The 22,718-nt window shown below is 69.5% G+C and carries 22 protein-coding genes, 3 tRNA genes and 1 pseudogene; 12 read left to right on the forward strand and 14 right to left on the reverse strand.

Annotated features, from left to right (window positions below):
* Nucleotides 1–921 (reverse strand): annotated as a pseudogene (locus ACYVBN_RS00025) (hypothetical protein); the annotation flags it as partial.
* Nucleotides 922–1,112: 191 nt separating this feature from the next.
* Here ACYVBN_RS00025 and ACYVBN_RS00030 point away from each other — a divergent pair.
* From ACYVBN_RS00030 to purM, 3 genes are read left to right on the forward strand one after another with little or no spacing between them, the layout of a single operon-like run.
* Entirely contained in the window at nucleotides 1,113–1,394 is a 282-nt protein-coding gene (locus ACYVBN_RS00030) for a hypothetical protein (RefSeq protein ID WP_460598811.1), read from the forward strand.
* 34 nt (nucleotides 1,395–1,428) lie between these two features.
* The gene (gene purF, locus ACYVBN_RS00035) at nucleotides 1,429–3,018 is read left to right on the forward strand and encodes an amidophosphoribosyltransferase (RefSeq protein WP_460598812.1); all 1,590 of its coding nucleotides are present in this window, start codon (nucleotides 1,429–1,431) and stop codon (nucleotides 3,016–3,018) included.
* A 25-nt stretch (nucleotides 3,019–3,043) separates the two neighbouring features.
* Nucleotides 3,044–4,150, forward strand: coding sequence for a phosphoribosylformylglycinamidine cyclo-ligase (gene purM / locus ACYVBN_RS00040; protein ID WP_460598813.1), 1,107 nt, complete (start codon nucleotides 3,044–3,046; stop codon nucleotides 4,148–4,150).
* Nucleotides 4,151–4,288: 138 nt separating this feature from the next.
* Here the strand turns inward: purM and ACYVBN_RS00045 are convergent, their stop codons facing one another.
* The 3 genes from ACYVBN_RS00045 to ACYVBN_RS00055 form a co-directional block, all read right to left on the reverse strand.
* Nucleotides 4,289–4,435 (reverse strand): DUF3073 family protein, encoded by a 147-nt coding sequence (locus tag ACYVBN_RS00045; RefSeq protein ID WP_440283429.1) that lies wholly within the window; start codon nucleotides 4,433–4,435, stop codon nucleotides 4,289–4,291.
* Nucleotides 4,436–4,660: 225 nt separating this feature from the next.
* Nucleotides 4,661–5,308, reverse strand: a complete 648-nt coding sequence (locus tag ACYVBN_RS00050) for a copper resistance CopC family protein (RefSeq protein ID WP_460598814.1) — start codon at nucleotides 5,306–5,308, stop codon at nucleotides 4,661–4,663.
* Between the two features lie 73 nt (nucleotides 5,309–5,381).
* Nucleotides 5,382–6,170, reverse strand: a complete 789-nt coding sequence (locus ACYVBN_RS00055) for a DUF4352 domain-containing protein (RefSeq protein ID WP_460598815.1) — start codon at nucleotides 6,168–6,170, stop codon at nucleotides 5,382–5,384.
* A 162-nt stretch (nucleotides 6,171–6,332) separates the two neighbouring features.
* Between ACYVBN_RS00055 and ACYVBN_RS00060 the strand changes: the two genes are divergently transcribed.
* Nucleotides 6,333–7,595, forward strand: coding sequence for a sensor histidine kinase (locus ACYVBN_RS00060; RefSeq protein ID WP_460598816.1), 1,263 nt, complete (start codon nucleotides 6,333–6,335; stop codon nucleotides 7,593–7,595).
* Nucleotides 7,588–8,256: a response regulator transcription factor gene (locus ACYVBN_RS00065; RefSeq protein ID WP_460598817.1), complete on the forward strand. Its 669-nt coding sequence runs from the start codon at nucleotides 7,588–7,590 to the stop codon at nucleotides 8,254–8,256. Before ACYVBN_RS00060 ends, ACYVBN_RS00065 begins: the two co-directional genes overlap by 8 nt.
* 92 nt (nucleotides 8,257–8,348) lie before the next feature.
* Here the strand turns inward: ACYVBN_RS00065 and ACYVBN_RS00070 are convergent.
* The 4 genes from ACYVBN_RS00070 to ACYVBN_RS00085 all read right to left on the reverse strand — a co-directional run bounded on the left by ACYVBN_RS00070 (nucleotide 8,349) and on the right by ACYVBN_RS00085 (nucleotide 9,779).
* Nucleotides 8,349–8,424: transfer RNA gene (locus tag ACYVBN_RS00070), tRNA-Phe, on the reverse strand.
* 32 nt (nucleotides 8,425–8,456) lie between these two features.
* Nucleotides 8,457–8,533, reverse strand: a tRNA-Asp gene (locus ACYVBN_RS00075).
* Between the two features lie 43 nt (nucleotides 8,534–8,576).
* Nucleotides 8,577–8,649, reverse strand: a tRNA-Glu gene (locus ACYVBN_RS00080).
* Nucleotides 8,650–8,750: 101 nt separating this feature from the next.
* Nucleotides 8,751–9,779, reverse strand: coding sequence for a PHP domain-containing protein (locus ACYVBN_RS00085; protein WP_460599774.1), 1,029 nt, complete (start codon nucleotides 9,777–9,779; stop codon nucleotides 8,751–8,753).
* A gap of 262 nt (nucleotides 9,780–10,041) precedes the next feature.
* Between ACYVBN_RS00085 and ACYVBN_RS00090 the strand changes: the two genes are divergently transcribed.
* A complete protein-coding gene (locus ACYVBN_RS00090) occupies nucleotides 10,042–10,509 on the forward strand; it encodes a hypothetical protein (protein WP_460598818.1) in 468 nt (155 codons plus the stop codon).
* Nucleotides 10,510–10,516: 7 nt separating this feature from the next.
* Here the strand turns inward: ACYVBN_RS00090 and ACYVBN_RS00095 are convergent, their stop codons facing one another.
* From ACYVBN_RS00095 to ACYVBN_RS00105, 3 genes are all read right to left on the reverse strand, one after another.
* Nucleotides 10,517–11,479: a threo-3-hydroxy-L-aspartate ammonia-lyase gene (locus tag ACYVBN_RS00095; RefSeq protein WP_440283436.1), complete on the reverse strand. Its 963-nt coding sequence runs from the start codon at nucleotides 11,477–11,479 to the stop codon at nucleotides 10,517–10,519.
* Nucleotides 11,480–11,489: 10 nt separating this feature from the next.
* The gene (locus ACYVBN_RS00100; RefSeq protein ID WP_460598819.1) at nucleotides 11,490–12,029 is read right to left on the reverse strand and encodes a hypothetical protein; all 540 of its coding nucleotides are present in this window, start codon (nucleotides 12,027–12,029) and stop codon (nucleotides 11,490–11,492) included.
* A 62-nt stretch (nucleotides 12,030–12,091) separates the two neighbouring features.
* Complete coding sequence (locus ACYVBN_RS00105) at nucleotides 12,092–13,357, reverse strand: MFS transporter (protein ID WP_460598820.1); 1,266 nt, start codon at nucleotides 13,355–13,357, stop codon at nucleotides 12,092–12,094.
* A 281-nt stretch (nucleotides 13,358–13,638) separates the two neighbouring features.
* On the opposite strand from ACYVBN_RS00105, the gene ACYVBN_RS00110 reads away from it, so the two are divergent.
* The 3 genes from ACYVBN_RS00110 (at nucleotide 13,639) to ACYVBN_RS00120 (ending at nucleotide 16,172) form a co-directional block, all read left to right on the forward strand.
* Nucleotides 13,639–14,880, forward strand: coding sequence for a polysaccharide deacetylase family protein (locus tag ACYVBN_RS00110; RefSeq protein WP_460598821.1), 1,242 nt, complete (start codon nucleotides 13,639–13,641; stop codon nucleotides 14,878–14,880).
* Nucleotides 14,881–14,957: 77 nt separating this feature from the next.
* Nucleotides 14,958–15,830 (forward strand): diacylglycerol/lipid kinase family protein, encoded by an 873-nt coding sequence (locus ACYVBN_RS00115; protein ID WP_460598822.1) that lies wholly within the window; start codon nucleotides 14,958–14,960, stop codon nucleotides 15,828–15,830.
* A gap of 30 nt (nucleotides 15,831–15,860) precedes the next feature.
* A complete protein-coding gene (locus tag ACYVBN_RS00120; protein WP_460598823.1) occupies nucleotides 15,861–16,172 on the forward strand; it encodes a DUF1330 domain-containing protein in 312 nt (103 codons plus the stop codon).
* A 245-nt stretch (nucleotides 16,173–16,417) separates the two neighbouring features.
* Here the strand turns inward: ACYVBN_RS00120 and ACYVBN_RS00125 are convergent, their stop codons facing one another.
* From ACYVBN_RS00125 to ACYVBN_RS00135, 3 genes are all read right to left on the reverse strand, one after another.
* A complete protein-coding gene (locus ACYVBN_RS00125; RefSeq protein WP_460598824.1) occupies nucleotides 16,418–16,618 on the reverse strand; it encodes a hypothetical protein in 201 nt (66 codons plus the stop codon).
* Nucleotides 16,619–16,874: 256 nt separating this feature from the next.
* The gene (locus ACYVBN_RS00130; protein WP_460598825.1) at nucleotides 16,875–18,365 is read right to left on the reverse strand and encodes an HNH endonuclease signature motif containing protein; all 1,491 of its coding nucleotides are present in this window, start codon (nucleotides 18,363–18,365) and stop codon (nucleotides 16,875–16,877) included.
* A gap of 478 nt (nucleotides 18,366–18,843) precedes the next feature.
* Nucleotides 18,844–20,115, reverse strand: a complete 1,272-nt coding sequence (locus tag ACYVBN_RS00135) for an isochorismate synthase (RefSeq protein ID WP_460598826.1) — start codon at nucleotides 20,113–20,115, stop codon at nucleotides 18,844–18,846.
* An 80-nt stretch (nucleotides 20,116–20,195) separates the two neighbouring features.
* On the opposite strand from ACYVBN_RS00135, the gene ACYVBN_RS00140 reads away from it, so the two are divergent.
* The 3 genes from ACYVBN_RS00140 (at nucleotide 20,196) to ACYVBN_RS00150 (ending at nucleotide 22,718) form a co-directional block, all read left to right on the forward strand.
* The gene (locus ACYVBN_RS00140) at nucleotides 20,196–20,909 is read left to right on the forward strand and encodes a class I SAM-dependent methyltransferase (protein ID WP_460598827.1); all 714 of its coding nucleotides are present in this window, start codon (nucleotides 20,196–20,198) and stop codon (nucleotides 20,907–20,909) included.
* An 86-nt stretch (nucleotides 20,910–20,995) separates the two neighbouring features.
* Nucleotides 20,996–22,309 (forward strand): geranylgeranyl reductase family protein, encoded by a 1,314-nt coding sequence (locus ACYVBN_RS00145; protein WP_440283443.1) that lies wholly within the window; start codon nucleotides 20,996–20,998, stop codon nucleotides 22,307–22,309.
* Nucleotides 22,310–22,352: 43 nt separating this feature from the next.
* Entirely contained in the window at nucleotides 22,353–22,718 is a 366-nt protein-coding gene (locus ACYVBN_RS00150) for an NADH-quinone oxidoreductase subunit A (protein WP_440283444.1), read from the forward strand.

The raw sequence follows: 22,718 nt of genomic DNA on the forward strand, positions 1-22,718 counted from the left end.
TGGTGGGTTGTCCCAGTCGTCGGCGCCGGCGGTGGCTGCGGGTGTCTCTTCGAGTGCGGGTGGTGGGGTGTCCCAGTCGTCGGCGCCGGAGGTGGCTGCGGGTGTCTCTTCGAGTGCGGGTGGTGGGTTGTCCCAGTCGTCGGCGCCGGCGGTGGCTGCGGGTGTCTCTTCGAGTGCGGGTGGTGGGGTGTCCCAGTCGTCGGCGCCGGAGGTGGCTGCGGGTGTCTCTTCGAGTGCGGGTGGTGGGGTGTCCCAGTCGTCGGCGCCGGAGGTGGCTGCGGGTGTCTCCTCGAGTGCGGGTGGTGGGTTGTCCCAGTCGTCGGCGCCGGAGGTCGCTGTCGCTGGTGCGGGCTCCGGGCGTGGCTCGGGTTCGGTGGCCGCGGGTGAGTCCTCGAGTGCGGGTGGCGGGGCGTCCCAGTCGTCGCCGGCGGAGGTGGCCGCGGGTGAGTCCTCGAGTGCGGGTGGCGGGGCGTCCCAGTCGTCGCCGGCGGAGGTGGCCGCGGGTGTCTCCTCGAGTGCGGGCGGCGGTGCGTCCCAGTCGTCGCCGGCGGAGGTGGCCGCGGGTGTCTCCTCGAGTGCGGGCGGCGGTGCGTCCCAGTCGTCGGCGGCCGGCTCGGCGACCGGTTCCGGAGCCGGCTCGGCTGCCGGTTTCGCAGGCGGTTCGGCCACCGGCTCGGCGCTCGACGCACCGGCCTCCGGCTGCACACTGGTGGCCGGCTGGTCATGGGTGTCGACCGAGTCCTGGGCGGGCGCGGCGCTCGCGACCTGCCCCGGATCGACCGCCGGCTCTGCCCTGCTCAGCTTGTGATCACTGGTCACGCCGTCGATGCCAACCGAGCGACCGCCCTTCGGGTCGCGCAGCAGCAGCCACAGGACGACGGCCAGCACGACAATGATCAGGGCCAGGATCAGCCACACCATGAGCAATACCTCTGAGTTCGACGGTGATCCGACGGAGCGTTCGCCGGACGGGATCAACTAGCGCCTCACCCTAACGAGTCGCGATCGCGCTCGCCGCCGCGTCTCTACTCGCCGGTAACAACGCGATGTGCAAGGTCGCCCCGCGCAGGGCGGCGACATACCGCTGAGCGCGCGGGGTTACCGTTCTGGGCGTGAACGAGCAGGAACGACCGTCCCACGGGGACGGCCCGCAGCGGGACCCACGCGTGGTCCGACGCCGGGTGCGGCGTACTCCCAACTTCCTGCGGTTCATCATCACCGGGGCGGTGATCGGCCTGATCGTCGGCGCGATCATCGCCAGCACCGGCCCGCAGACCGCGGGCTACTCCACCCGCACGGGTGTCGCGCTCATCGGCGCTCTACTGGCCGCGATCGGTGCGCTCGCCGGAGCGATCGTCGGTCTGATCCTGGAACGGCTCCTGAACCGCCCGTGACCGAGCAGTCCGCTCCCCATGTCACACTGGTGACGTGGCGCGTGGAGATGGACGGCTGACGCACGATCTCTATCCCGGTGAGAAGGCACCCCAGGACGAATGCGGTGTCTTCGGTGTCTGGGCTCCCGGTGAAGAGGTCTCCAAACTCACCTATTTCGGGCTCTATGCCCTGCAGCACCGCGGTCAGGAATCGGCCGGCATCGCGACCAGCGACGGCCACAGCATCCTGGTCTACAAGGACATGGGCCTGGTGTCGCAGGTCTTCGACGAGTCGAGCCTGACGTCGCTGCGCGGCCACCTGGCCATCGGCCACACCCGCTACTCGACCACCGGCGGCAGCACCTGGGAGAACGCCCAGCCGACTCTCGGCGGCAGCGACCGCGGCACGGTGGCACTGGCCCACAACGGCAACCTGATCAACTCCGCCGAGCTGCGGGAGCTGGTCGACCAGCAACTGGACGGCCGCGCGGCCCGCGGCGAACTCGCCCGCGGCAACACCTCCGACACCGCGCTGGTCACCGCGCTGCTCTCGGAGAACCCCGACAAGCCGCTCGAGGAGACCGCCCTGGAGGTGCTGCCGAAGTTGCGCGGCGCCTTCTGCTTCGTCTTCATGGACGAGCACACCCTGTATGCCGCCCGGGACCCGTATGGCGTGCGCCCGCTCGCGCTGGGCCGCCTCGACCGCGGCTGGGTCGTGGCATCGGAGACGGCGGCACTGCAGACGATCGGCGCCAGCGTGGTGCGCGAGATCGAGCCCGGTGAGCTCATCGCGATCGACGAATACGGGCTGCGCAGCCACAAGTTCGCCACCCCGACGCCCAAGGGCTGCGTCTTCGAATACGTCTACCTGGCCCGGCCGGACGCGGTGATCCGCGACCGAGTGGTGCACGAGGCGCGGGTCGAGATGGGCCGGGTGCTGGCCCGCGAGCACCCGGTGGATGCCGACCTGGTGATCGGCGTGCCCGAGTCCGGGGTGCCCGCCGCGACCGGCTACGCGCAGGAGTCCGGCATACCGTTCGGCCAGGGCTTCGTGAAGAACGCCTATGTCGGCCGCACCTTCATCCAGCCCAGTCAGACGCTGCGCCAGCTCGGCATCCGGCTGAAGCTCAACGCCCTGCAGCACGCGGTGAAGGGCAAGCGGGTGTTGGTCGTCGACGACTCCATCGTGCGCGGCAACACCCAGCGCGCCCAGATCCGGATGCTGCGCGAGGCGGGCGCGGCCGAGGTGCACGTCCGCATTTCCTCGCCGCCGGTGAAGTGGCCCTGCTTCTACGGCATCGACTTCGCCACCCGCGCCGAACTCATCGCGACCGGCCTCGGCGTGGAGGAGATCTGCTCGTCCATCGGCGCCGACTCGCTCGGCTACATCTCCGAGGCCGGCATGATCGCCGCGACCAAGCAGCCGAAGCGGGAGCTGTGCAGTGCCTGTTTCACTGGCGAATACCCGATCGAGCTGCCCGAGGACGGCCGGATCGGCAAGCACGTGCTGGAGACGCTGCCGATCGACGTCCGCACCGGACACGACAGCTCCATCGACGTCGCCGACCAGGACCGGCGCAGCGACGCCGAGGGTGTGTCGATCGGTTTGTCCGGTGGCGCCGAGAACTCCCTGTTGCAGCCCTGATCCGTCATACCCCCGAAGGACTCCGATGACCGACTCCCCGCAGATCACGTATGCCGCAGCCGGTGTCGACGTCGAGGCGGGTGACAAGGCGGTCGAGCTGATGAAGGAGTCGGTCCGCCGCGCCACCCGGCCGGAGGTGATCGGCGGCCTCGGCGGCTTCGCCGGCCTCTTCGACGCGTCCGCGATCGCCCGGTTCGCGCACCCGGTTCTGGCGACGTCCACCGACGGCGTGGGCACCAAGGTTGCCATCGCCCAGGCGATGGACGTGCACCACACCATCGGCTTCGACCTGGTCGGCATGGTCGTCGACGACATCGTGGTGTGTGGCGCCGAGCCGTTGTTCATGACCGACTACATCGCCACCGGGAAGGTGGTGCCTGAACGCATCGCCGCGATCGTGCAGGGCATCGCGGCCGCGTGCGAGCAGGCCAACGTGGCCCTCGTCGGCGGCGAGACCGCCGAGCACCCGGGACTGCTGGAGCCGAGCGAGTACGACGTGGCCGGTGCCGCCACCGGCGCCGTCGAACGGGCCGACCTGCTCACCCCCGACCTGGTGCGGGCCGGTGACGTGGTGCTCGGGGTGCCGTCCAGCGGGCTGCACTCCAACGGGTTCTCGCTGGTGCGTCGCGTCATCGCGTCGGCGGGCTGGCCGCTGGACCGCGACGTGCCGGAGTTAGGCCGCACCCTCGGTGAGGAACTGCTCACGCCGACCCGGGTGTATGCCGCCGACCTGCTGCAGCTGGTCCGGGAGCTGCCGGTGCACGCCCTCTCGCACGTGACCGGCGGGGGATTGGCCGCCAACCTGGCCCGGGTGCTGCCGACCGGGCTGACCGCCGTGGTCGACCGCAGCAGTTGGACGCCGCCGGCGGTCTTCTCGGTCATCGGCGAGCTGGGCAACGTCCCCCAGGAGGACATCGAGCGCACCCTCAACCAGGGCGTCGGCTTCGCCGTGGTGCTTCCCGAGGCGGCCGTCGACGACGCGCTCGCGCTGCTGGCCGCGCGTGACCTGCCGAGCTGGGTCATGGGCACCGTCCGGGCCACCGACGAGGTCGATGCCAGCGGCGCCGAGATCGTCAGCGGCGCGAAGGGCGCGCAGTCCGGCGGGGCTCAGCTGATCGGTGTCCACGGCTGAGGGAGTGACTGCGCGCCGCGACGTGCAGTCGTGGCAGGTGCGTCATACCCAGGCTGGGCGGAACAGACCGATCCACGGACCGACGGTCCGTGGATGCGGTGAGTGTGGTGTGGTGCCCCCGGTCAGCAGGGGGCAGGGTCAATCGCGGTGCGACGCCCAGTCGGCGTAGTCGCCGTAGTCGTCGTCATCACGCGACTCGTCGGCTTCCTCCGCACCGTGCTGAGACTTCGCGCGAAGTTCGCGCTCGAGTGCATTCAGATCCGTGTCGGGAGAGAAGTACTTCAACTCCCGGGCTACCTTGGTCTGCTTTGCCTTGGCCCGGCCGCGCCCCATGGCGAGACCCCCTCGTGTGTGTTGCCGGGGTGCGACCCGACGGGAACCCGCGCATGCGCGAGACCGCCCTCGGACCCCGGGATCCTCGGTCTATGTCGTGAGGTAAACGGTACCTCAGCCGCCGGACATTCCCAGCATCGACCGGCACCTGTCGCGCAGATCCGATGACGGGGCGGGTCACAGGTCGGAGTCGTCGTCCCGAGAGCGCAGCCGGATCAGCGCCGCGACACCGCTGACCACGATGAGCGCGGCGACCGTCAGGACGATGATCAGCAGCGGCTCGTTGTTGGTCCGGTCGGTCGGGCGCTGGAAGGTCGGCACCGACGTGGAATAGCTGGTGTCGTCCGACGTCGACCCGCTGCTGCGCTCGAGACCGCCGGTGGCGCTGGAACTGCCCGTCCCGGTGGTCCTGCCGGCGCTCGTGTCCGGACTGCGCGTGCTGGCTGCCGCCGCGTCGACCGAGAAGGTGAAGTTGCCGGTCGCCGGATGCCCGTCGGAGGACGTCACCCGCCATACGACCCGGACGGTGCCCGGCGTCGTGGTCGCCTTGAGTCGCTGCGTGACCACGGTGTCGTTGACGACCGGTTCACCGAGCTGCAGCTGCGCGCCGGATGCATCGGTGACCTGGATGGCCGTGCCGGTCGCGTTGATGCCGTCGCTGAACGTCAGCCGCAGGGACGTCGGCGCCGTGCGCAGGTCGGTGCCCGCGGCGGGATTGGAACCGACCAGCGAAGCGTGGGCCAGGGCCTGGCCCGTGCCGGCCAGCCAGGCCGCGAGCAGCAGCGGCAGGACGAGGAGGCCGAGACGGGGACGCAGAAGACGCATGGGCCCGATTAGAACATCGGCTGTGCCGATCGGGCCCATGCGCCGGTCCTGGCGGTGTGTCTCGGACCTCCGGTCAGTGCAACCGGACGGTCTTGCTGTCCTTGAACAGGCCTCCGCTGAAGTCGATGGCCGTGGCCTGCACGCCGACCGGCATGTCGTAGACCAGGATGCCGTCGACGGCGTTGCCCGGGTTGATCTGCGCCAGCCAGACGTCGTTGTCGGCCATCACCAGCTCGGCACCGCTGTCGGGGCTGTAGGTCTTGTTGTCGGCGTCCTTGATCTTCTGCTCCGAATCCAGCAGCGTCTCGGAGTCGTTGCCGACATTGCGGACCGTGACGTAGACCAGCGTGAAGCGGCCCTGCGCCTTCTGCGCCATGAAGTCCTGGCCGACCTGGGCCTGGTTGCGCACCACCTTGGTGACGGTGAACTGCAGATTGCCCGACTTCACCGGGTCGCCGATGCCCGGCGCGGTGTCCTTCGCCGGCTCGGCGGCTGCGCTCGTCGGCTTCGCCGAGGTGGCGGACTTCGCCGGCGCCGCGCTGTCGCCGGTCGCCGAGCCGTCCGCAGAGCCGGCCGCAGAGCCGGCCGCAGAGTGCGAGGCCGCGGTGGTCGGAGCCGGGTCGGAGGCCCCGCCACTCGCGGTGGCCGCCGTGGCGATCACCACGACGGCGGCCAGCCCGCACAGCCCGGTCAGGATCTTGTGCCGGGCGAACCAGTTGGCCTTCTTGGGTGCCGGACCGGGCGGCACGGGCGGGTAGGGCCCGCCGGCGTACGGCGGTTGGCCGCTCCACTGGGTGGGGTTCTGCTGCTGGTGTCGTGAGGTGTTGTGGGCGCCGTGGTCGGGGCCGTCGTGCTGGGTCATCGGGTGCTCCTCCGCTTGTCGTTCTCCGATGGCCTCAGTGGACCGCGGCGGCGGGGTGGCGCACTTCCGGCGACCGGCTCGACATACCTCCGCCGAACGGGGGAGGTGGTGATCGCCGACCGGTGGATATGCGCCGTCCGAGGCGGGCCCTAGAGTGCGGCCATGACGACCGCAGCCGACGCATCCTGGTGGCGATCGTCGCGCGTGCGGCGTGGCGCGGTCACCACCGTGATCGTGCTGTTGTGCGCCGGCACGCAGATCAGCACGTCGGCATACGTGCAGTACCGCCACGACGGCATCACCGACCGCGCGGTCGCCGATGCGACTCAGTCGTCCGGCCGCTTCATCCTCCTCGGCCTGGTCGGTGTTCTCGCCGGTGTCGCGCTCGTCTGGCGGCACCGGTGGCCGGTGTGGATCTCCCTCGGCATCAGCACGCTGACCATCGCCCTGCCGCTGGACGCCATCACCCCGCTGTTCGCGCTGTATGCCGTGCTGCTCGTCGCGTCGGGGCCCTGGTTGTGGGCCTGCCTGGCCGTGGCGACCGGTGCGGAGCTGGCGAGCGTATGGCGCGACGGCACCGGCAGTCAGGTGTCGTCGTGGGCCCGCAGCATGTTCTCGATGGACGACGCCACGCGCTTTCCGTGGTGGCTCGTGGTGCTGGAGACGGTGATCCTGCTCGCGATCACGGTCGGGGCCGCGATGCTGGTGCGCAGCCGCAGGGCGCTGCGGGTGAGCAAGGTCAAGGAAGGCCGCGCCGAGACCAAACTGCACGCGCTGGGTGAGGAGGTGGCGCGCCAGGCCGAGCGCGAACGGATCGCCCGGGAGGTGCATGACGTGCTCGGCCACCGGCTGTCGCTGCTGTCGCTGCACGCCTCCGGTCTGGAGCTGGCCGCCGAGGACCCCAAGCTGGCCCGGAGCGCCGCACTGGTGCGGGAGGGCGCCCAGGAGTCCATGGACGACCTGCGTTCGTTGCTCGCGGTGCTGCGGCAGCCGGGCTCCCCGGACATCAGCGCCACGCTGCCGACGCTGGTCGACCTGCCCCGGCTGATCGACGAGTCGCTGGCGGCCGGCAGCCCCGTCGCGGCGACCGTCTTCCTCGATCACGGCGCCGACCTGCACGACCAGGTCGGTCGCAGCGCCTACCGGATCACCCAGGAACTGCTCACCAACGCACGCAAGCACGCCCCCGGCGCACCGGTCCGGCTGCAGATCGAGGGCGGCCCGGAGCGTGGGCTGCAGATCGGCACGGCCAACCGGGCGCCCGACCCGGCCGACCACACCATCCGGCCCGGCAACGGGCTGACCGGCATGCACGAGCGGGTGCAGCAGGCCGGCGGCGAGTCGTGGGTGTGGGTGGACGACGAGGGCGCCTTCCGGACGCTGGTCCGGCTGCCCTGGCGATCGAGAGGAGCCACTGGTGAGTGACGCGCAGGTGCAGCCGATCAGGGTGCTGCTGATCGACGACGACCCGCTGGTGTGTGCCGGGCTGGAGCTGATCCTGTCCAGCACCGACGACATCGAGGTGGTCGGCACTGCGGGCGACGGCGACGAGGCGGTCGCAGCCGTGCAGCGACACTTCCCGGACGTCGTCCTGCTCGACGTGCGCATGCAGCGCCTCGACGGCATCGCGGCAACCGCGGCGCTGCGTGCGCTGCCCCAGCCGCCGCGGGTGATCGTGCTGACGACGTTCGACGCCGACGACGTGGTGATGCGGGCGATCTCGGCCGGTGCAGCCGGCTTCCTGCTCAAGACCGCCCCGGCGCCCACCATCATCGCCGCCATCCGCAACGTCCATGCCGGTGACGGCGCGCTGTCGCCACGCAGCGTGCGCCGGGTGTTCGAGCAGATCAACGACCGTCATACGAGCGAACACACCGCGGCGCGCGAGGCGATCGGCATGCTCACCGAACGCGAGCTCGAGGTGGTGCAACTCGTCGGCGAGGGGCTGAGCAACCAGGAGATCGGCGCCCGGCTGTATGTCGGGGAGGCGACCGTCAAGACGCATCTGTCCGCGGCCCAGCGCAAGCTCGGCATCGAAGGGCGCGTGCGGCTGGCGGTGTTCGCCTCGAAGGCGGGCCTGGTCTGAGGCCGGGCCGGCCGGCATACCGACCGACCCGCAGTCCGCAGACGACAACGGACCCGTCCGAGGACGGGTCCGTTGTGCGGCCAGTGCGACCGTGGTGGCCAGAGACGGGGTCGAACCGCCGACCTAGCGATTTTCAGTCGCTCGCTCTACCAACTGAGCTATCTGGCCTTGTGGCTGTCTAACGTCCCTCCGAGAAGGGATGGCGACCCCGACGGGACTCGAACCCGCGACCTCCGCCGTGACAGGGCGGCGCGCTAACCAACTGCGCTACGGGGCCTTGCGGCCTTCTTGCATCCTGCATCATCACCATGAGTGATGCGTATCCCCAACGGGATTCGAACCCGTGCTACCGCCGTGAAAGGGCGGGGTCCTAGGCCGCTAGACGATGGGGACTACATCTTCGACGACCAGTCCTGTCGCTCAGCGCACCTCGGCTGGTGTCGAGGACTAGAGAACTATAAAGGAGCGTTGGGCGATCCGCCAAAACGAGGTCCTCAGGACCTCGCCGCCCAGCGCAGCAGGTCCCTCTTGGGCCAGGTGTTGACGATGCGTTCGAGCGGGATCTGCAGCCGTTCGGCGCGTTCGCAGCCGTACTCCACGAAGTCCAACTGCCCCGGCGCATGGGCGTCGCTGTCGATGGAGAAGAGGCAGCCGGCGTCGAGCGCGAGCGCGATCAGATCGTCCGGCGGGTCTTGGCGTTCGGGCCGGGAATTGATCTCGACCGCGACACCGTGCACGGCGCATTCGGCGAAGACCGCCGCTGCATCGAAGCTGGACTGCTCGCGCCGCAGCGCCTTGCCGCGGCGTTCGCCGTCGACCATCCGTCCGGTGCAGTGGCCTAGGATGTTGGTGCGCGGGTTGCGGACCGCGCCGATCATCCGGCGGGTCATCGGCGCCTTGGCCATCTTCAGTTTCGAGTGCACGGACGCGACGCGTACGTCGAGCTTGTCGAGCATGGCGTCGGTCTGGTCGAGGGTGCCGTCGTCCAGGATGTCGACCTCGATCCCCTTGAGCAGCGTGAAGTCACCGGTGCGTTCGTTGATCCGGTCGATCAGTGCCAACTGCTTGGTCAGCCGCTCGGCACTGAGCCCGTTGGCCACCCGCAACGACGGTGAATGATCGGTCAACACTTGGTATTCATGGCCGAGTTCCATTGCGGTCGCGACCATTTCGGGGATCGGTGAGCCGCCGTCGCTCCAGTCGGAGTGGCTGTGGCAGTCGCCGCGCAGCGCCTCCCGGTAGCGCTCGCCGCCGTCGGCCAGGCGTTCGGGTGACTTCTCCTCCAGGCTGGTCAGGTATGCCGGCCGGTCGCCGCCCAGTGCTTCCCGGATGACCGCCTCGGTCGACTTCCCGATGCCCGGCAACTCGGCGAGGGTGCCCGCCCGTGCGCGGTTCTCGAGCTCGTCGCGCGGTGTCGCCACCACGGTGTCGGCCGCCTGACGGAAGGCCTTGACGCGATAGGTGCCTGCACGGGATCGCTCCAGCAGGAACGCGATCCGGCGCAGTGCGTCGAGGGGCTCCATGGTGGTGTCGTCCGGCATACGCCCAGCTTGCCGGACGAGTGTGGGTGAGTGTGCCGAAGGGACGACGGTCGTGATGTCGGACAGTTCTGGCAGCTGACCCGTGCATAACCGGCAACGGTCGCTGGTTGGGTCGGGTTCTGGCAGCTGACCCGTGCATAACCGGCAACGGTCGCTGGTTGGGTCGGGTTCTGGCAGCTGGCCCGTGCATAACCGGCAACGGTCGCTGGTTGGGTCGAAATGGTTGGTGCCTTACGCTCCGTGCGTGCGGATCTGGATCGAGTTGCCCCTGCTGGTGGCGGGCGTTGCTTGGGCGTGGTGGGTGCGCCGGCGCATGCAGCAAGGTCAGCTGCGCTGGCTGATCCGGGCAGCCGCGCAGAGCACCAGCCGCGCGCGCACTCTGACCGTGAGCAGCCAGCTGATCGCAGCCGTGCTGGCCATCGTCCTACTCGTGGTCGCGCTGTGGGCGGAGCAGGTCTATCGCGCCTTCTGGATCCGAATTCCGCTGGCACTGTTGGTGATCTCTGTCTATGTTCCGTTCGCAACGCAGCTCGCACCGGTGCGGTTCCGGCTGGGCACGTTGCGCCGTTCACCCGAAGAAAGGATGGTCGAGCTCGGTGCGCGACCGCCCGTCGCCGAAGCGATCGGTCGTGCCGGGCGGCCGTTCGCGTTCGTGGGTTCGCTGATCTTCCTGGCGTCGATCGCGGTCCTTGCCTGGCACCACGTGCGCTGAGGGAGTCTCAGCGCGACGACAGCAGGCCGGCGAAACGATCCAGGTCGATGTTGCCGCCGGACAGGATCACCCCGACCTTCGCGCCCGGCATGTCCGGAGCCAGCGTGCGGGCCGCGGCAAGCGCCAGTGCCCCGGTGGGCTCGACCACCAGTTTGCAGGTGTGCGCCAGTGACCGCATCGACGCCACGAGTTCATCATCACCGACTCGCACGATGTCCTCGACGAGCTCGCGGATGATCGGAAAGGTCAGCTCGCCCAGCGCCGTGGTCTGGGCACCGTCAGCCAGCGTCTGCGGCACCGGGATGCGGACGATGTGCCCTGCGTCGAACGACTGCTTGCCGTCGTCACCGGCGGCCGGCTCTGCGCCGAAGACCCTTGTCCCACCTCGCTTCCCGCGGACCGCGACGGCCGTGCCGCTGAGCAGTCCGCCGCCACCGAGCGGTGCGATCACGACATCGAGATCCGGCACCTCCTCCAGCAACTCCAGGGCCGCGGTGCCCTGCCCGGCGGCGATGTGCGGGTGGTCGAACGGTGGTATGACGGTGCGGCCGTCCCGCGCGGCCAACTCGGCGGCGATCGCCGCACGGTCCTCGGTCTGCCGGTCGTAGAGGACGACCTCGGCGCCATACCCCTTGGTGGCGGTGAGCTTGATCCTCGGCGCGTCCGTCGGCATCACGATCGTCGCCGGCATGCCCAACAGCCGGGCGGCCAACGCCACCGCCTGCGCGTGATTCCCAGAGGAGAAGGCGACGACCCCGGCGGCGCGTGCCGCATCGTCCAGCCGGCTGAGCGCGTTGTAGGCGCCGCGAAACTTGAAAGCGCCCATCCGCTGCAGGTTCTCGCACTTCACGTGCAGTGAGACGCCCAGCTCGGCGTCCAGCCGTGCCGAGGTCACGACCGGTGTGCGGTGTGCGACGCCGTCCAGCCGGCGCGCGGCGTCCTCGACGTCGGCGAACTCGAACGTCGTCATCGGGTTCCTGTCATCGGGTCTCTTCGGGACGGCTGTCGCGCTCGGTCTCGGCCGCTGCGTCGGGACCGGACGTCGACGTCGGCAACGCCGGGTTGGCCGGCTTGGCGCTCGGCGGCGCTTTCGGGCCGGTGGGTGCGGTGGCCGCCGGTGCGTCGTGCCGTGCCCGGTCCTGCACGGTCTTGACGGCGAACAGGACGGCGACGACGCCCGCTGCCATGAGCAGCCGCGGGTGCTTCACACCGCGCTTGACCAGGAACTGCTCGATCCGGTCGTCGGCCTTCATGCCGAGGCCGGAGGTGACCAGCATCAGCCCGCCGGTGGCGGCGGCGAGCACGTCGCTGGCGCTGACGGCCTTGTGCAGCGGGTGGTCGTCGGGCAGGTCGTCACCGCGGACGACGAAGAAGAGCGACCCGGCCGTCCCGGCGGTGTTCGCCCAGCGCAGGCCGCGCCGCGCCCACTTCGGGAAGCGCGCGGGCTGGATCAGCGTGATGACGCCGGCCGTCGCGGCCGACGCGAGGTTGAGGGCAGTGGTCTGCTTGGAGGACGCCATGGCAAAACCCTAGAGCGTGCTCGGGCGCGGGCAGTTGTCGCCCGAGGACGGCGACGGTGGGCTCAGGCGGCTCGTGTCGCCGCCGACCGACGGTTGTCGCCCGGCTGCAGGGTCTGCGCGGCGGCGTGTGCCCGCCGCAGCAACGGGCCGGCCAGCACGGCGAGCACACAGGCGAGGCCACCGGCGGTGACGGTGACGGCGAACGCGGCGGTCGCGCCGGACACGTCACCGAGTCGTCCGGCGACGGCGGCGCCGACGGCATACCCCAGTCCGGTGGCGGCAGCCAGCAGCGTCATCGCGGCGCCGGTGCGCGACGGAGGTGTCAGCTGCTCGCCGAGGGTGAAGGTGGTGATCATGTATGGCGCCACGCAGCACCCGAGCACGATCAGCACCGGGCACAGCAGGGCCAGGGAGTGCACCAGCAGCAGCGGCGACGCCAGCACGAACAGGCCGGCCGCTGTCACCCGCCAGCGGGTCACGTAGCCGATCCGCGCCGGCAGCGCTGCCATGCTCAGCCCCGCCGCGACGCTGCCGACGCCCAGCAGTGCCTGGACGAGGCCGGCCACCCCGCCGTGTCCGGCGTCGGTCGCGATGACGGTCGTGCCGGTCTGCACCGAGCCGAAGATCATCCCGATGATCAGTTGTGCCAGCAGCAGCGTCCCCAGCGCGGGAGTCAGCAGCCGCCCGGCCGCGGCGACCCCGGTGCGGGAGGAGCGCAGCCGCGCCGTCGGGTGGATGGCGAACCACGTGCCGAAGACGGCGAGCAGGGCCGCGGCGGTGCAGATGCCGACGCCCGGGTCGACGACCGCAGCGATCGACCCGACGAGGGCCGGGCCCAGCACGAACGACGCCTCGTCGGCCGAGCCCTCGTAGGAGAAGGCGGTGTCGATCAGCCGGACCGCCGAGCCGGGGCGGTCGCTGGAGGTGATGATCGGACGCCAGCGGACGCGTGCCAGCGGCCCGGCCTGCGGGATGAAGAAGCCGCCGACCGCGGCCGCGACGGCCGCCCACCCCCACGGGATGCCGCTCTCGGCGGCGATCACGACAGCGATCAGGCCCAGGGCGCTGATGACCGACTGGACGAGCACCACGGATCGCTGGCCGAGCCGGTCGGACACGGCGCCGAGCACTGGGGCACCGGCCGCGTTGGCGACGGCGAGCGCACCCGCCGTGGCACCACCGGCTCCGTAGCTGCCGGTGGTGTGCGCGACGAGCAACAGCACGCCCATCTGGCTCATCGCCAGGGGCAAGCGGGCGAGGAACGCCACGACGATGTAGGTGCGTCCGGTCAGGCCGAAGAGGTGACGGTATGACGCGACGGGTGACACGGGGGAGGCCTTTCGGGTCGTGCAGCGCCCTTCGGGCACTGCGTCGGAGGTCGGCAGAAGCCGACGCGCGACTTCCCGCCTCCAGTCGCGCCGGACCCTTCACTGAACGGGTCCCAGTCTACCGCCGATCCGCCCGGTCACCGACCGCGTCGCTCGTGGCCGGGCGTTCGCCGCGAACGGCGGCGCGGTGCCTTGGGATTCGGGGCCCGGTTTGCGACCGTGGTCACGGACATCGCCGTCTCGGAGGGATGTCCGGCAACCCGAGGGGAGTTGGGGAGCAGATGGCGACGGTTTCCAGGCGGGACGCCCTGGCCGCGGGTGCCGCGGTCGGTGCGGCGGCGGTGCTCGGTGGGTGCGGCATCAGCGGTGGTGGCGCAGGGGCGCGCCATACGCCCGAAGGCGGTCGGTCGTCCGCCGGGACGCCGCATGCGTCCACCTCGTCGTCCCCGGCCGTGCGGCTGATCGGCGACGGCTCGACGTCCGACACCGGTCCGCAGCCGCACCAGCCGGTCGCGCAGCGCCTGGTGCCGGGACAGACGCCACCGCAGTTCGTGGTGATCTCCTGGGACGGTGCCGGCGAGATCAGTGGGCTCAACCTGCTGTCCCATTTCCGCGAGGTGGCGCGCGACACCGGTGCCTCGATGACGCTCTTCCTGTCCGGTCTCTTCCTGCTGCCACGCAGCCACAAGGATCTCTACCACCCGCCGCGGCACCGGGTCGGCGCCTCCGACATCGGCTATTTGGAGGACGAGGACATCCACGCCACGATCCAGAACATCGGCGAAGCCTGGCGCGAGGGCCACGAGATCGGCACTCATTTCAACGGTCATTTCTGTGGGCCGCGCGGTGTGCAGCAGTGGTCGCCCGCCGACTGGAAGAGCGAGATCGAGCAGGCGAAGTACTTCGTCGAACATTGGCGCAGCACCACCGGATTCACCGACCTGCCGCCGCTGCCCTTCGACTACGACAAGGAACTCGTGGGCGGCCGCACGCCGTGCCTCGAGGGTGCGGACAACCTGCGGGTCACGGCGTCGAAGCTGGGCTGGCGTTACGACAGCAGCAAGACCGGCATCCAGATGTGGCCGTCGAAGGATCGCAATCTGTGGGATCTGTCGATGCAGTCGATCCCGTTCGCCGGGCACACCGGGCAGGTGATCTCGATGGACTACAACATCATGTACAACCAGACCGGCGGCACCACCCGCGGCACACCGTCGCGGCGCCCCGGCTGGCAGCAGGAGGCGGTGGACACCTACCTGGCCGGTTTCCGGCGCGCCTACGACTCCAACCGGGCACCACTGATCATCGGCAACCACTTCGAGGGCTGGAACGGCGGCATCTACATGACGGCCGTCGATCAGGTGATGCGCAAGATCGCCACCTACCCGGACGCCCGCATCGTGTCCTTCCGGCAACTGGTCGACTGGATCGAGGCACAGGACCCGGCGGTGTTGGCCAAGCTGCGAACGGTGCCCTTCGGTGTTCGACCGCCGGGCGGATGGAAGCAGTTCCTGGCGGCCTAGCGGCGTGGCGGTCTTGCGTGCGGCGAGTCGCGCACTGGATGCTGAGGTGAATCTCTCACTCCTGGAGGCGATGTCCGGTGCGGTCCTTCCACGTGATCGCCAACCCGTTGTCCGGCGGCGGACGCGCCGTGCACATCGCACGTGACGTCGCCGCGAACCTGGGCGACGCCGGCGGCACCGTGCGGATCACCTTCTCGCCCGGCATCGAGATGGCCGAGAGCCTGATCCGGGACACGGCGGCCGCGGGGGAGATCTGCGTGCTGGTCGGCGGCGACGGCATGGTCAGCAGCATGGCGGGCCCGCTGCACAAGTACGACCTGGTCGCCGCGATCGTCCCGGGCGGTCGTGGCAACGACTTCGCGCGCCAGCTCGCCATACCCGAGAACATCCACGACGCAACCCGATTGGCGGTGGGCGGCGTCGAGACGAAGGTCGACGCCATCGAGGCGGAAGGCCGCGTCGTGGTCGGCAGCGTCTACGCGGGCGTTGACGCACGCGTGTCCGAGCTGGTCAACGCCGGCGCCGGGCGGCTGCCGTCGGCGGCGCAGTATCAGCTGGCGTCGGTGCGCGGACTGCTGCAGTTCAGTCCGCGGCACTACCGCGTGCAGGTCGACGACGAGACCTTTGACTATCGCGGATTCACTGCGATCGCAGCCAATTCCGGCTACTACGGCAGGGGCATGCACATCGCTCCGGACGCCGACGTGCGGGACGGACTGCTCGACGTGGTGATGGTCGGCGCCGGCAACCGGTTGAAGTTCGTGCGCTCCCTGCCGCAGCTCTACCGTGGCACCCACGTGCGCAACCCCGAGGTCAGCGTCCTGCGCGGGCGCACCGTGCGGATCGAGGCCGAGGGCGTCGAGGCGTATGCCGACGGTGATCCGCTCGCTACGGCGCCCGTGACCGTGCGGGTGCTGCCGGGTGCGCTGCGCCTACTGTTGGGGCCCTGACCACAGTTCGACACCGAAGAAGGAATGCAGATGGCTGCCAAGGGTTCGGCAAAGGGCTACTGGATCGCGCGCGTCGCGGTGCACGACGACGCCGGGTATGCCGAGTACGTCGCAGCGGCCAACCCCGTGTACGCCGCTTTCGGCGGCGTCCCGATCGTGCGCGGAGGTCGTTTCGACATCAGCGAGGGCGAATCGCGGGCGCGCAACGTGGTGATCGAGTTCCCGAGCTACCAAGCAGCGATGGACTGCTACAACTCACCGGGGTACCAGGCTGCTCGTGAGCTGCGCTTCAAGGCCGCTGAGGGTGAGGTCGTCGTGATCGAGGGCGCCGAGTTGTCGTGATGACAAGCCGGTGGCTTCCTTGTTTCCGGAGGACGTAGATCACCGGCACGAAGCGGCCAAGAAACTGGTGCGTTGACCACTGGGCGCTGGCTTCGGTCAACCGGTAGACGGGTTCGCCGTACTCCGCGCGCCACCGGGTGCCGACGACCACCTTCTCCGTGATCGCGTGGTGGTGTCGCCGCCAGGCCCTACTTCCTGTATGGCGGTCGCTGCGCGGTCGACGTGCTATGGGACGGGATCGATACCTAGGCGGAGAACCCGAACTGCTCTGCCAGCCGAATCAAATGTCTGGCGTCGCGGCATCCGACATCCAGCGCGTGCCCGCCGGTGACGTGCCGGGCGGCGACGTCGAAAAGCTCGTCCGGGCCGGCCGGTTCGACGAGGTCGATGTCCAACTGGTCGAACAGTCGCCAGCTTCTTGGGTGGTAGATCTCGGACATTTCCACACGGACAGCATGCCGGGCCGCGACTCGGATCTGCGCGACCTTCGACTCCCCGCCGATCGGACTTCGGTCCGTTCCCCTTGTCGTTGGCGAAATCGTAGGTCTGCACTTCCATTCGTCCGAGACTCATGTTTGCTTCGCGCCCTGACGATCCTCGATCTCTGAGGAGGCCAGCTGCGTCCTTCGCGCGTGAGCGCCAGTCGATCAGATTGAGGTACCACCGACATTTTCGAAGTCTGGATCCCGTTGTGGGGTGGGGCTATTCGCCGGGGACGGTGGTGTAGGTGCGGCCGGACGGGCTGGTCCAGGTGCAGACCCCGTCGGCCGTCATGGCGACGTGCCAGTGTTGTTCTTGTTTGGTGCGGTGGTGGTGTCGGCACAGGCATTGGAGGTTCCAGGCCGCTGTGGTCCGGGCAGGCCAGGGGACGACGTGGTCGATGTCGCACCAGCGAGCAGCCCGGGCGCATCCGGGGAACCGGCAGTGCCCATCTCGAGCGCGGACGAAGTCGGCGAGCCGGTGACTGGGCCGGTATTGCGTTTCATTGGTTTCCACGGTGACGCCGGTGTTCGCGTCGACCAGGGCGCGGGTGATCGTCGTGCCGAACGAGCGAGACATTTCGCAGATGACGGCGGCGGGAATGACTCCGACGCCGGGCACGATGGCGTCACCCAGCAAGGCGGTCGAGACGCCGGGCTGCGTCGCTGCTGCGGGCGGTCGGCTCGGTTCAGCCCGCCACCATGCTGGCGGTCCGTCGTCGCCGTCGTCCCGATCAATGGGTTCGTAGTCGTCGAATACGTCGGGCGGGTAATCGTCGGGATCAGGCGGCCACAAAGTCTTCATCAGTTCGTTGAACTCGATGTCCAGGTCTAGTTGCGACTTGACTCGTACCCCGGTGGGCGTGATGGATCCGGCTCTGGCTGCGGTGGGGCGGCCGTGCGGCAAGACCGTGAGACCGGTGATCGGGTGCGCGAACGCGGCAGGCCAGAACGCCGCCCCCTGCCCGACGCGCGGTGCTGCCGACGCTGCGTCCCCGCTGCTTGGGCTGGTGGTGTCTGCTCGGACGTGGACCGGGACGTGGATGAGCAGTTTCGTTGCCACGGTGGCATTGCCCAGGGCCAGGTCGGCGAGGGCATCGGCGCGGCATTCGGCCAACGTCTTGTCCGTGCTGGTATCCGCATGCACATCCCGGGCGAGCTGGTCGAGCGCCGACATGAGCTGCGCAGCGATTGCCGAGTCCAGGATGGCGTGCAGGTGGGTCAGGCCGGGTTCGTCGTCGGGGTGGGTGAAGACCCCGACCCGGTCCCGGCGTCGTTTCGTGGCGGCCTTGTCCGCAGCGACCTGGTCCACGGTGCGCAGGATGCGTTCGGTGCGGTGCCGCAATTGCCGGTTGGACTGCCGCGCAATCAGCTGCACGTTCTCTTGCACGACGGTTGCTGCCTGAGCACTGTCGTCGTCGGGGTGGACGTCACCGAGCAACGCGGTCTCCACTGTCCGCGCCACATCGATTGTGACCGGGTGCCCGTCGTCGCCGAGCTCTTTGACGGTCCGCCCGATGGCTCGGTGGATCGAGGCCAGCTTGGCGGGCTCGAGTTCTCCGGTGCCGACCCTTGCGAACAACCGCGGGGTCCGGGTGATCATGTCGGCGGCTTCGCTGACCCGCCCGACGGCCTGCCCGGACGTCCAGCCCATCAACGGGCCGATCTCGCAGCCGATGAACTCGTCCTGATGTGTCCCGATCGGGTGCGCCACCGCATGCTCTCGGAACCCTGACGGGGAGGTGTGGTCCGGGAAGCGTACGGGCTCGATCGCGGCGACCTGGGCGAGCCGGGCCGCCTGCACGCGACATTCAACACGTACTGGGCGGCGGCAATCTGCTCCAGCAACTCGTCCTTGCCCGGCGTGATCGCATCCAGCCGGGTGTCCTCGAACGCGGACACCAACAACTCGAACGCCGCCCGGATCTTGCCAGCTGCGGCCAGCCCATCACCTGCTGGTGTCTGGTCTGTCGGTGTCCCTCCCATGCACCAAGTCTACCGAACTGGCGTTCGAACTACAAGGAGCCCGATGATCGAATATCCTTTAGAGTCAACGGCTTTCCCCTCGCCGACGTAACCTCGACACGCTCGGCCACCACGAAGACCCGATGCAGCGATGGCGAGCACGCGGGCGACCACACCGACACGAAAACCCTTGTGGCTCAGCTCGACCGACGTGCATCAGGGATCGCCTACTCGGCCGAGGCGCCGCAGCCGAGCGCCTGACGCATCGGCACGAGTTTCGCGTCGGACTCCCTCAGCTCGGACTCGGGCTGCGACCCGGCGACGATCCCGCAACCGGCGAACAGCCTGATCCGGTGCGGTGTTTCGAGTGCGCCGCAACGCAGCGCGATGCCCCACTCGCCATCTCCCGCGGCATCCAGCCAGCCGACGGGTCCGGCATACCGGCCGCGGTCCATCCGCTCGAGTTCGGCGATCAGGTCGCGTGCGGCGAGCGTCGGCGTGCCGCACACGGCCGCGGACGGGTGCAGCGACGCGGCGAGCGTGAGCGACGAGACGTCCTCGTGCAGCACGCCGGCGACGTCCGTCGCCAGGTGCATGACGTTCGGCAGGTGCAGCACGAACGGCGACTCCGGCACGTTCATCGACGAGCAGTGCGGTGAGAGCGCGTCGGCAACCGACCGCACCGCGTACTCGTGCTCCTCGAGGTCCTTGCTGGACCGCGCCAGCGAAGCGGCGAGGGCCAGGTCGTGCTCGTCGTCGCCGGTGCGCCGGATCGTGCCGGCGAGCACGCGCGAGGTGACCAGACCCTTCTGCCGGCGCAGCAGCATCTCGGGGGTCGCGCCGATCAGCCCGTCGACGCTGTAGGTCCAGGTGTTGGGGTAGGAGTCGGACAGGTTGCGCAACAGGTAGCGCGGGTCGATCTCGCTCGCGGAGCGGACCACCACGTCACGCGCCATCACCACCTTGTCGAGCGCGCCGGACTGGATACGATCGACCGCCGAACCCACGGCCGCGGTCCATTCCGCGTCGGTCAGCGCACCGCTGCCGACGGCGGACACGTCCGGGGCCGCCGGACACCGGCCGGCCTGCAACCTCGGCGCGCCGGGCAGTTCGGCGGCCGTGCTGATCGTGGTGATCCAGGCGACGTCGTTGCGCCGGCCGACGACGACCTCGGGCACGTGCAGCACGCCACCGGCGGCGGACGCCGCCGCGAAGGCGAACGACCCCACCGCGATGAGGCCCGAGCCGGGCAGGTCCACCTCGGTGCGGACGACCGCGTCGCGCACGATGCTGCGCCACCACTGCTCCGCGTCGGCGAACCGCGCCGTCCCGTGCGTCTGTATGGCGGCGGCGGTGCCCCACCCCACGAAGCCGTCCCCGTCGCGCAGCCAGCTCACCGGCGCCTCGGCGCCGGCTGGGATCAACGAGACCAGATCGCCCGGGTCGGGGATGCGCCGCGAGCGCACGACCAGTGCGGGATGGGATTGGGGCAACGGCATGGTCACGAGCGGCCACCTTACGCCGCCGTCACCGGTCGGCCCCCGTCCGCGCCGTCTCGGCATACGGAAGAATGCGCCGTATGAACCGTGCGAGCTTGGAGAAGCAGCCCCGTGACGTCGCCACGATGTTCGACCAGGTGGCGGCGCGGTACGACATCACCAACGACGTCATGTCGATGGGGCAGGACCGGCGCTGGCGCAAGGTCGTGGTGGAGTCGGTCGCGCCCCGTCCGGGCGACCTGATCCTGGACATCGCGGCGGGCACCGGCACCAGCAGCGAGCCGTTCGAGCGCCTGGGTGCGCGCGTGGTGCCGGCCGACTTCTCGCTAGGCATGCTGCGCAAGGGCAAGCAGATGCGGCCGCAGATGGCCTTCACCGCGGCCGATGCGATGCAGTTGCCGTTCGCCGACGGGGTCTTCGACGCGGTGACGATGTCCTTCGGTTTCCGCAACGTCCACTCCACCGAGGAGGCGCTGCGCGAGTTCCGGCGGGTGACCAGGCCCGGCGGCAAGATCCTGATCTGTGAGTTCTCCACGCCGACCAACGGTGCGTTCCGCAAGGTCTACAGCGAATACCTGATGTCCGCGGTGCCCCGGGTGGCCCGCAAGGTCGGCTCCAACGCCGAGTCCTACGTCTATCTGGCCGAGTCCATCCAGGCCTGGCCCGACCAGGCCGGCATCGCGTCGCTGATGCAGGACGCCGGCTGGGAGTCGGTCGAATGGCGCAACCTGACCGGCGGCATCGTGGCGCTGCACCGGGCGACCAAGCCCGCCGCCGACTGGATGACGACTTAGGTTCGCCTCAGTAGGTTCGCTGACCTGGTTGGGAATACAGTGCATGGGTTAGTGAAGACGTTCACAAGCTAGAAAGATTCACCCGAGTGAGCCTCCCCGGCGTTAGCCCTGCCCTGGACGAGAACGCCGACGTCATCGTCGTCGGCGCCGGCCCCGGTGGATCAGCCACAGCCGCTTACCTCGCAATGGCCGGTCTCGACGTGCTGTTGTTGGAGAAGACCCACTTCCCCCGGGAGAAGGTCTGTGGCGACGGTCTGACCCCGCGAGCCGTGCGTGAGTTGATCACGCTCGGCGTGCCGACGCCCGAGGCGGACGGCTGGATCAAGAACAAGGGCCTGCGGATCATCGGTGGCGGCATGCGGTTGCAGCTGGACTGGCCGGACGTCGCGAGCTTCCCGCCATACGGCCTGGTGCGCACCCGCCAGGACTTCGACGACATCCTGGCCAAGCACGCCGTCAAGCACGGCGCCCGATTGCGCGAAGGCGTCAACGTGGCCGGCGCCATCCGTGACGAGCGCACCGGCGCGATCGTCGGTGTCGAGGCCAAGGAGATGGGCGAGAACGACCGCCCGACCGGCCGCACGCTGACCTTCCGCGCGCCGCTGGTCATCGCCGCCGACGGCAACTCCTCCCGGCTGTCGCTGGCCATGGGCCGCGACAAGCGCGACGACCGCCCGATGGGTGTCGCGGTCCGCGCCTACTACACCAGTCCGCGGCACGACGACGACTACCTGGAGTCGTGGCTGGAGCTGTGGTCGCAGGACAAGAACGGCAAGCGGGTGCTGCTGCCCGGCTACGGCTGGATCTTCGGTGTCGGCGACGGCACCAGCAACGTCGGGCTGGGCATCCTCAACACCTCCAGCGCGTTCGGCAAGACCGACTACAAGGACGTCATGCGCCGGTGGGTGGCCACCATGCCGGAGGAGTGGACCTACAACGAGGAGACCATCACCGGTCCGATCCGCGGGGCGGCGCTGCCGATGGGCTTCAACCGGCAGCCGCACTACGCCGACGGCCTGCTGCTGGTGGGCGACGCCGGTGGCATGGTCAACCCGTTCAACGGCGAGGGCATCGCCTATGCGATGGAGTCCGGCCGGCTGGCAGCCGAGGTGGTCGCGCAGGCGTTCGGCCGCGCCGACGACGCCGGACGCGAGCGGGTGCTGCAGTCCTACCCGAAGGTGATGAAGGACGCGCTCGGTGGTTACTTCACCGTCGGCCGCTACTTCGCGCAGCTGATCGGGCACCCGGAGATCATGCGCTTCGCGGTGCGCTACGGCCTGCCGCGCAAGACGATGATGCAATTCTTGTTGAAGGTCATGGCCAACCTCGGCGACGAGCACGGTGGCAAACTCGATGACCGAGTGATGTCGATGCTGTCACGGGTGGTGCCCGCAGCATGACCGTCTCGGCTCGAACAGCGACGTTCGGAAGGACTCGTAAGCAATGAACTACTCCTACGCCCCGCTGTTGTTCTTCGCGGGCATCGGCGCCGCGTTCGCCATCTTCTCGGTGCTCGGCGCGAGCTCACTGGCCGGCCCGAAGCGCTACAACCGCGCCAAGGTCGACGCCTACGAGTGCGGCATCCAGCCGAGCCCGCACGCCGAGGGCGGCGGCCGCGTGCCGATCAAGTACTACCTGACGGCGATGCTGTTCATCATTTTCGACATCGAGTCGGTGTTCCTCTATCCGTTCGCGGTCTCGTTCGACCGGTTGGGACTCTTCGCGCTCATCGAGATGGTGCTCTTCGTCGTGACCGTGTTCGTCGCCTACGCCTTCGTGTGGCGCCGCGGCGGACTTGAGTGGGATTGA

Source organism: Flexivirga lutea, from assembly GCF_054778955.1.

Coding starts and splice junctions, on each gene's coding strand:
- ACYVBN_RS00140 (WP_460598827.1), top strand. CDS start 20,196: ATGAACCGTGCGAGCTTGGAGAAGCAGCCCCGTGACGTCGCCACGATG.
- ACYVBN_RS00095 (WP_440283436.1), bottom strand. CDS start 11,479: ATGACGACGTTCGAGTTCGCCGACGTCGAGGACGCCGCGCGCCGGCTG.
- ACYVBN_RS00110 (WP_460598821.1), top strand. CDS start 13,639: ATGGCGACGGTTTCCAGGCGGGACGCCCTGGCCGCGGGTGCCGCGGTC.
- ACYVBN_RS00135 (WP_460598826.1), bottom strand. CDS start 20,115: ATGCCGTTGCCCCAATCCCATCCCGCACTGGTCGTGCGCTCGCGGCGC.
- ACYVBN_RS00120 (WP_460598823.1), top strand. CDS start 15,861: ATGGCTGCCAAGGGTTCGGCAAAGGGCTACTGGATCGCGCGCGTCGCG.
- purM (WP_460598813.1), top strand. CDS start 3,044: ATGACCGACTCCCCGCAGATCACGTATGCCGCAGCCGGTGTCGACGTC.
- ACYVBN_RS00085 (WP_460599774.1), bottom strand. CDS start 9,779: ATGGAGCCCCTCGACGCACTGCGCCGGATCGCGTTCCTGCTGGAGCGA.
- ACYVBN_RS00060 (WP_460598816.1), top strand. CDS start 6,333: ATGACGACCGCAGCCGACGCATCCTGGTGGCGATCGTCGCGCGTGCGG.
- ACYVBN_RS00050 (WP_460598814.1), bottom strand. CDS start 5,308: ATGCGTCTTCTGCGTCCCCGTCTCGGCCTCCTCGTCCTGCCGCTGCTG.
- ACYVBN_RS00150 (WP_440283444.1), top strand. CDS start 22,353: ATGAACTACTCCTACGCCCCGCTGTTGTTCTTCGCGGGCATCGGCGCC.
- ACYVBN_RS00100 (WP_460598819.1), bottom strand. CDS start 12,029: ATGGCGTCCTCCAAGCAGACCACTGCCCTCAACCTCGCGTCGGCCGCG.
- ACYVBN_RS00055 (WP_460598815.1), bottom strand. CDS start 6,170: ATGACCCAGCACGACGGCCCCGACCACGGCGCCCACAACACCTCACGA.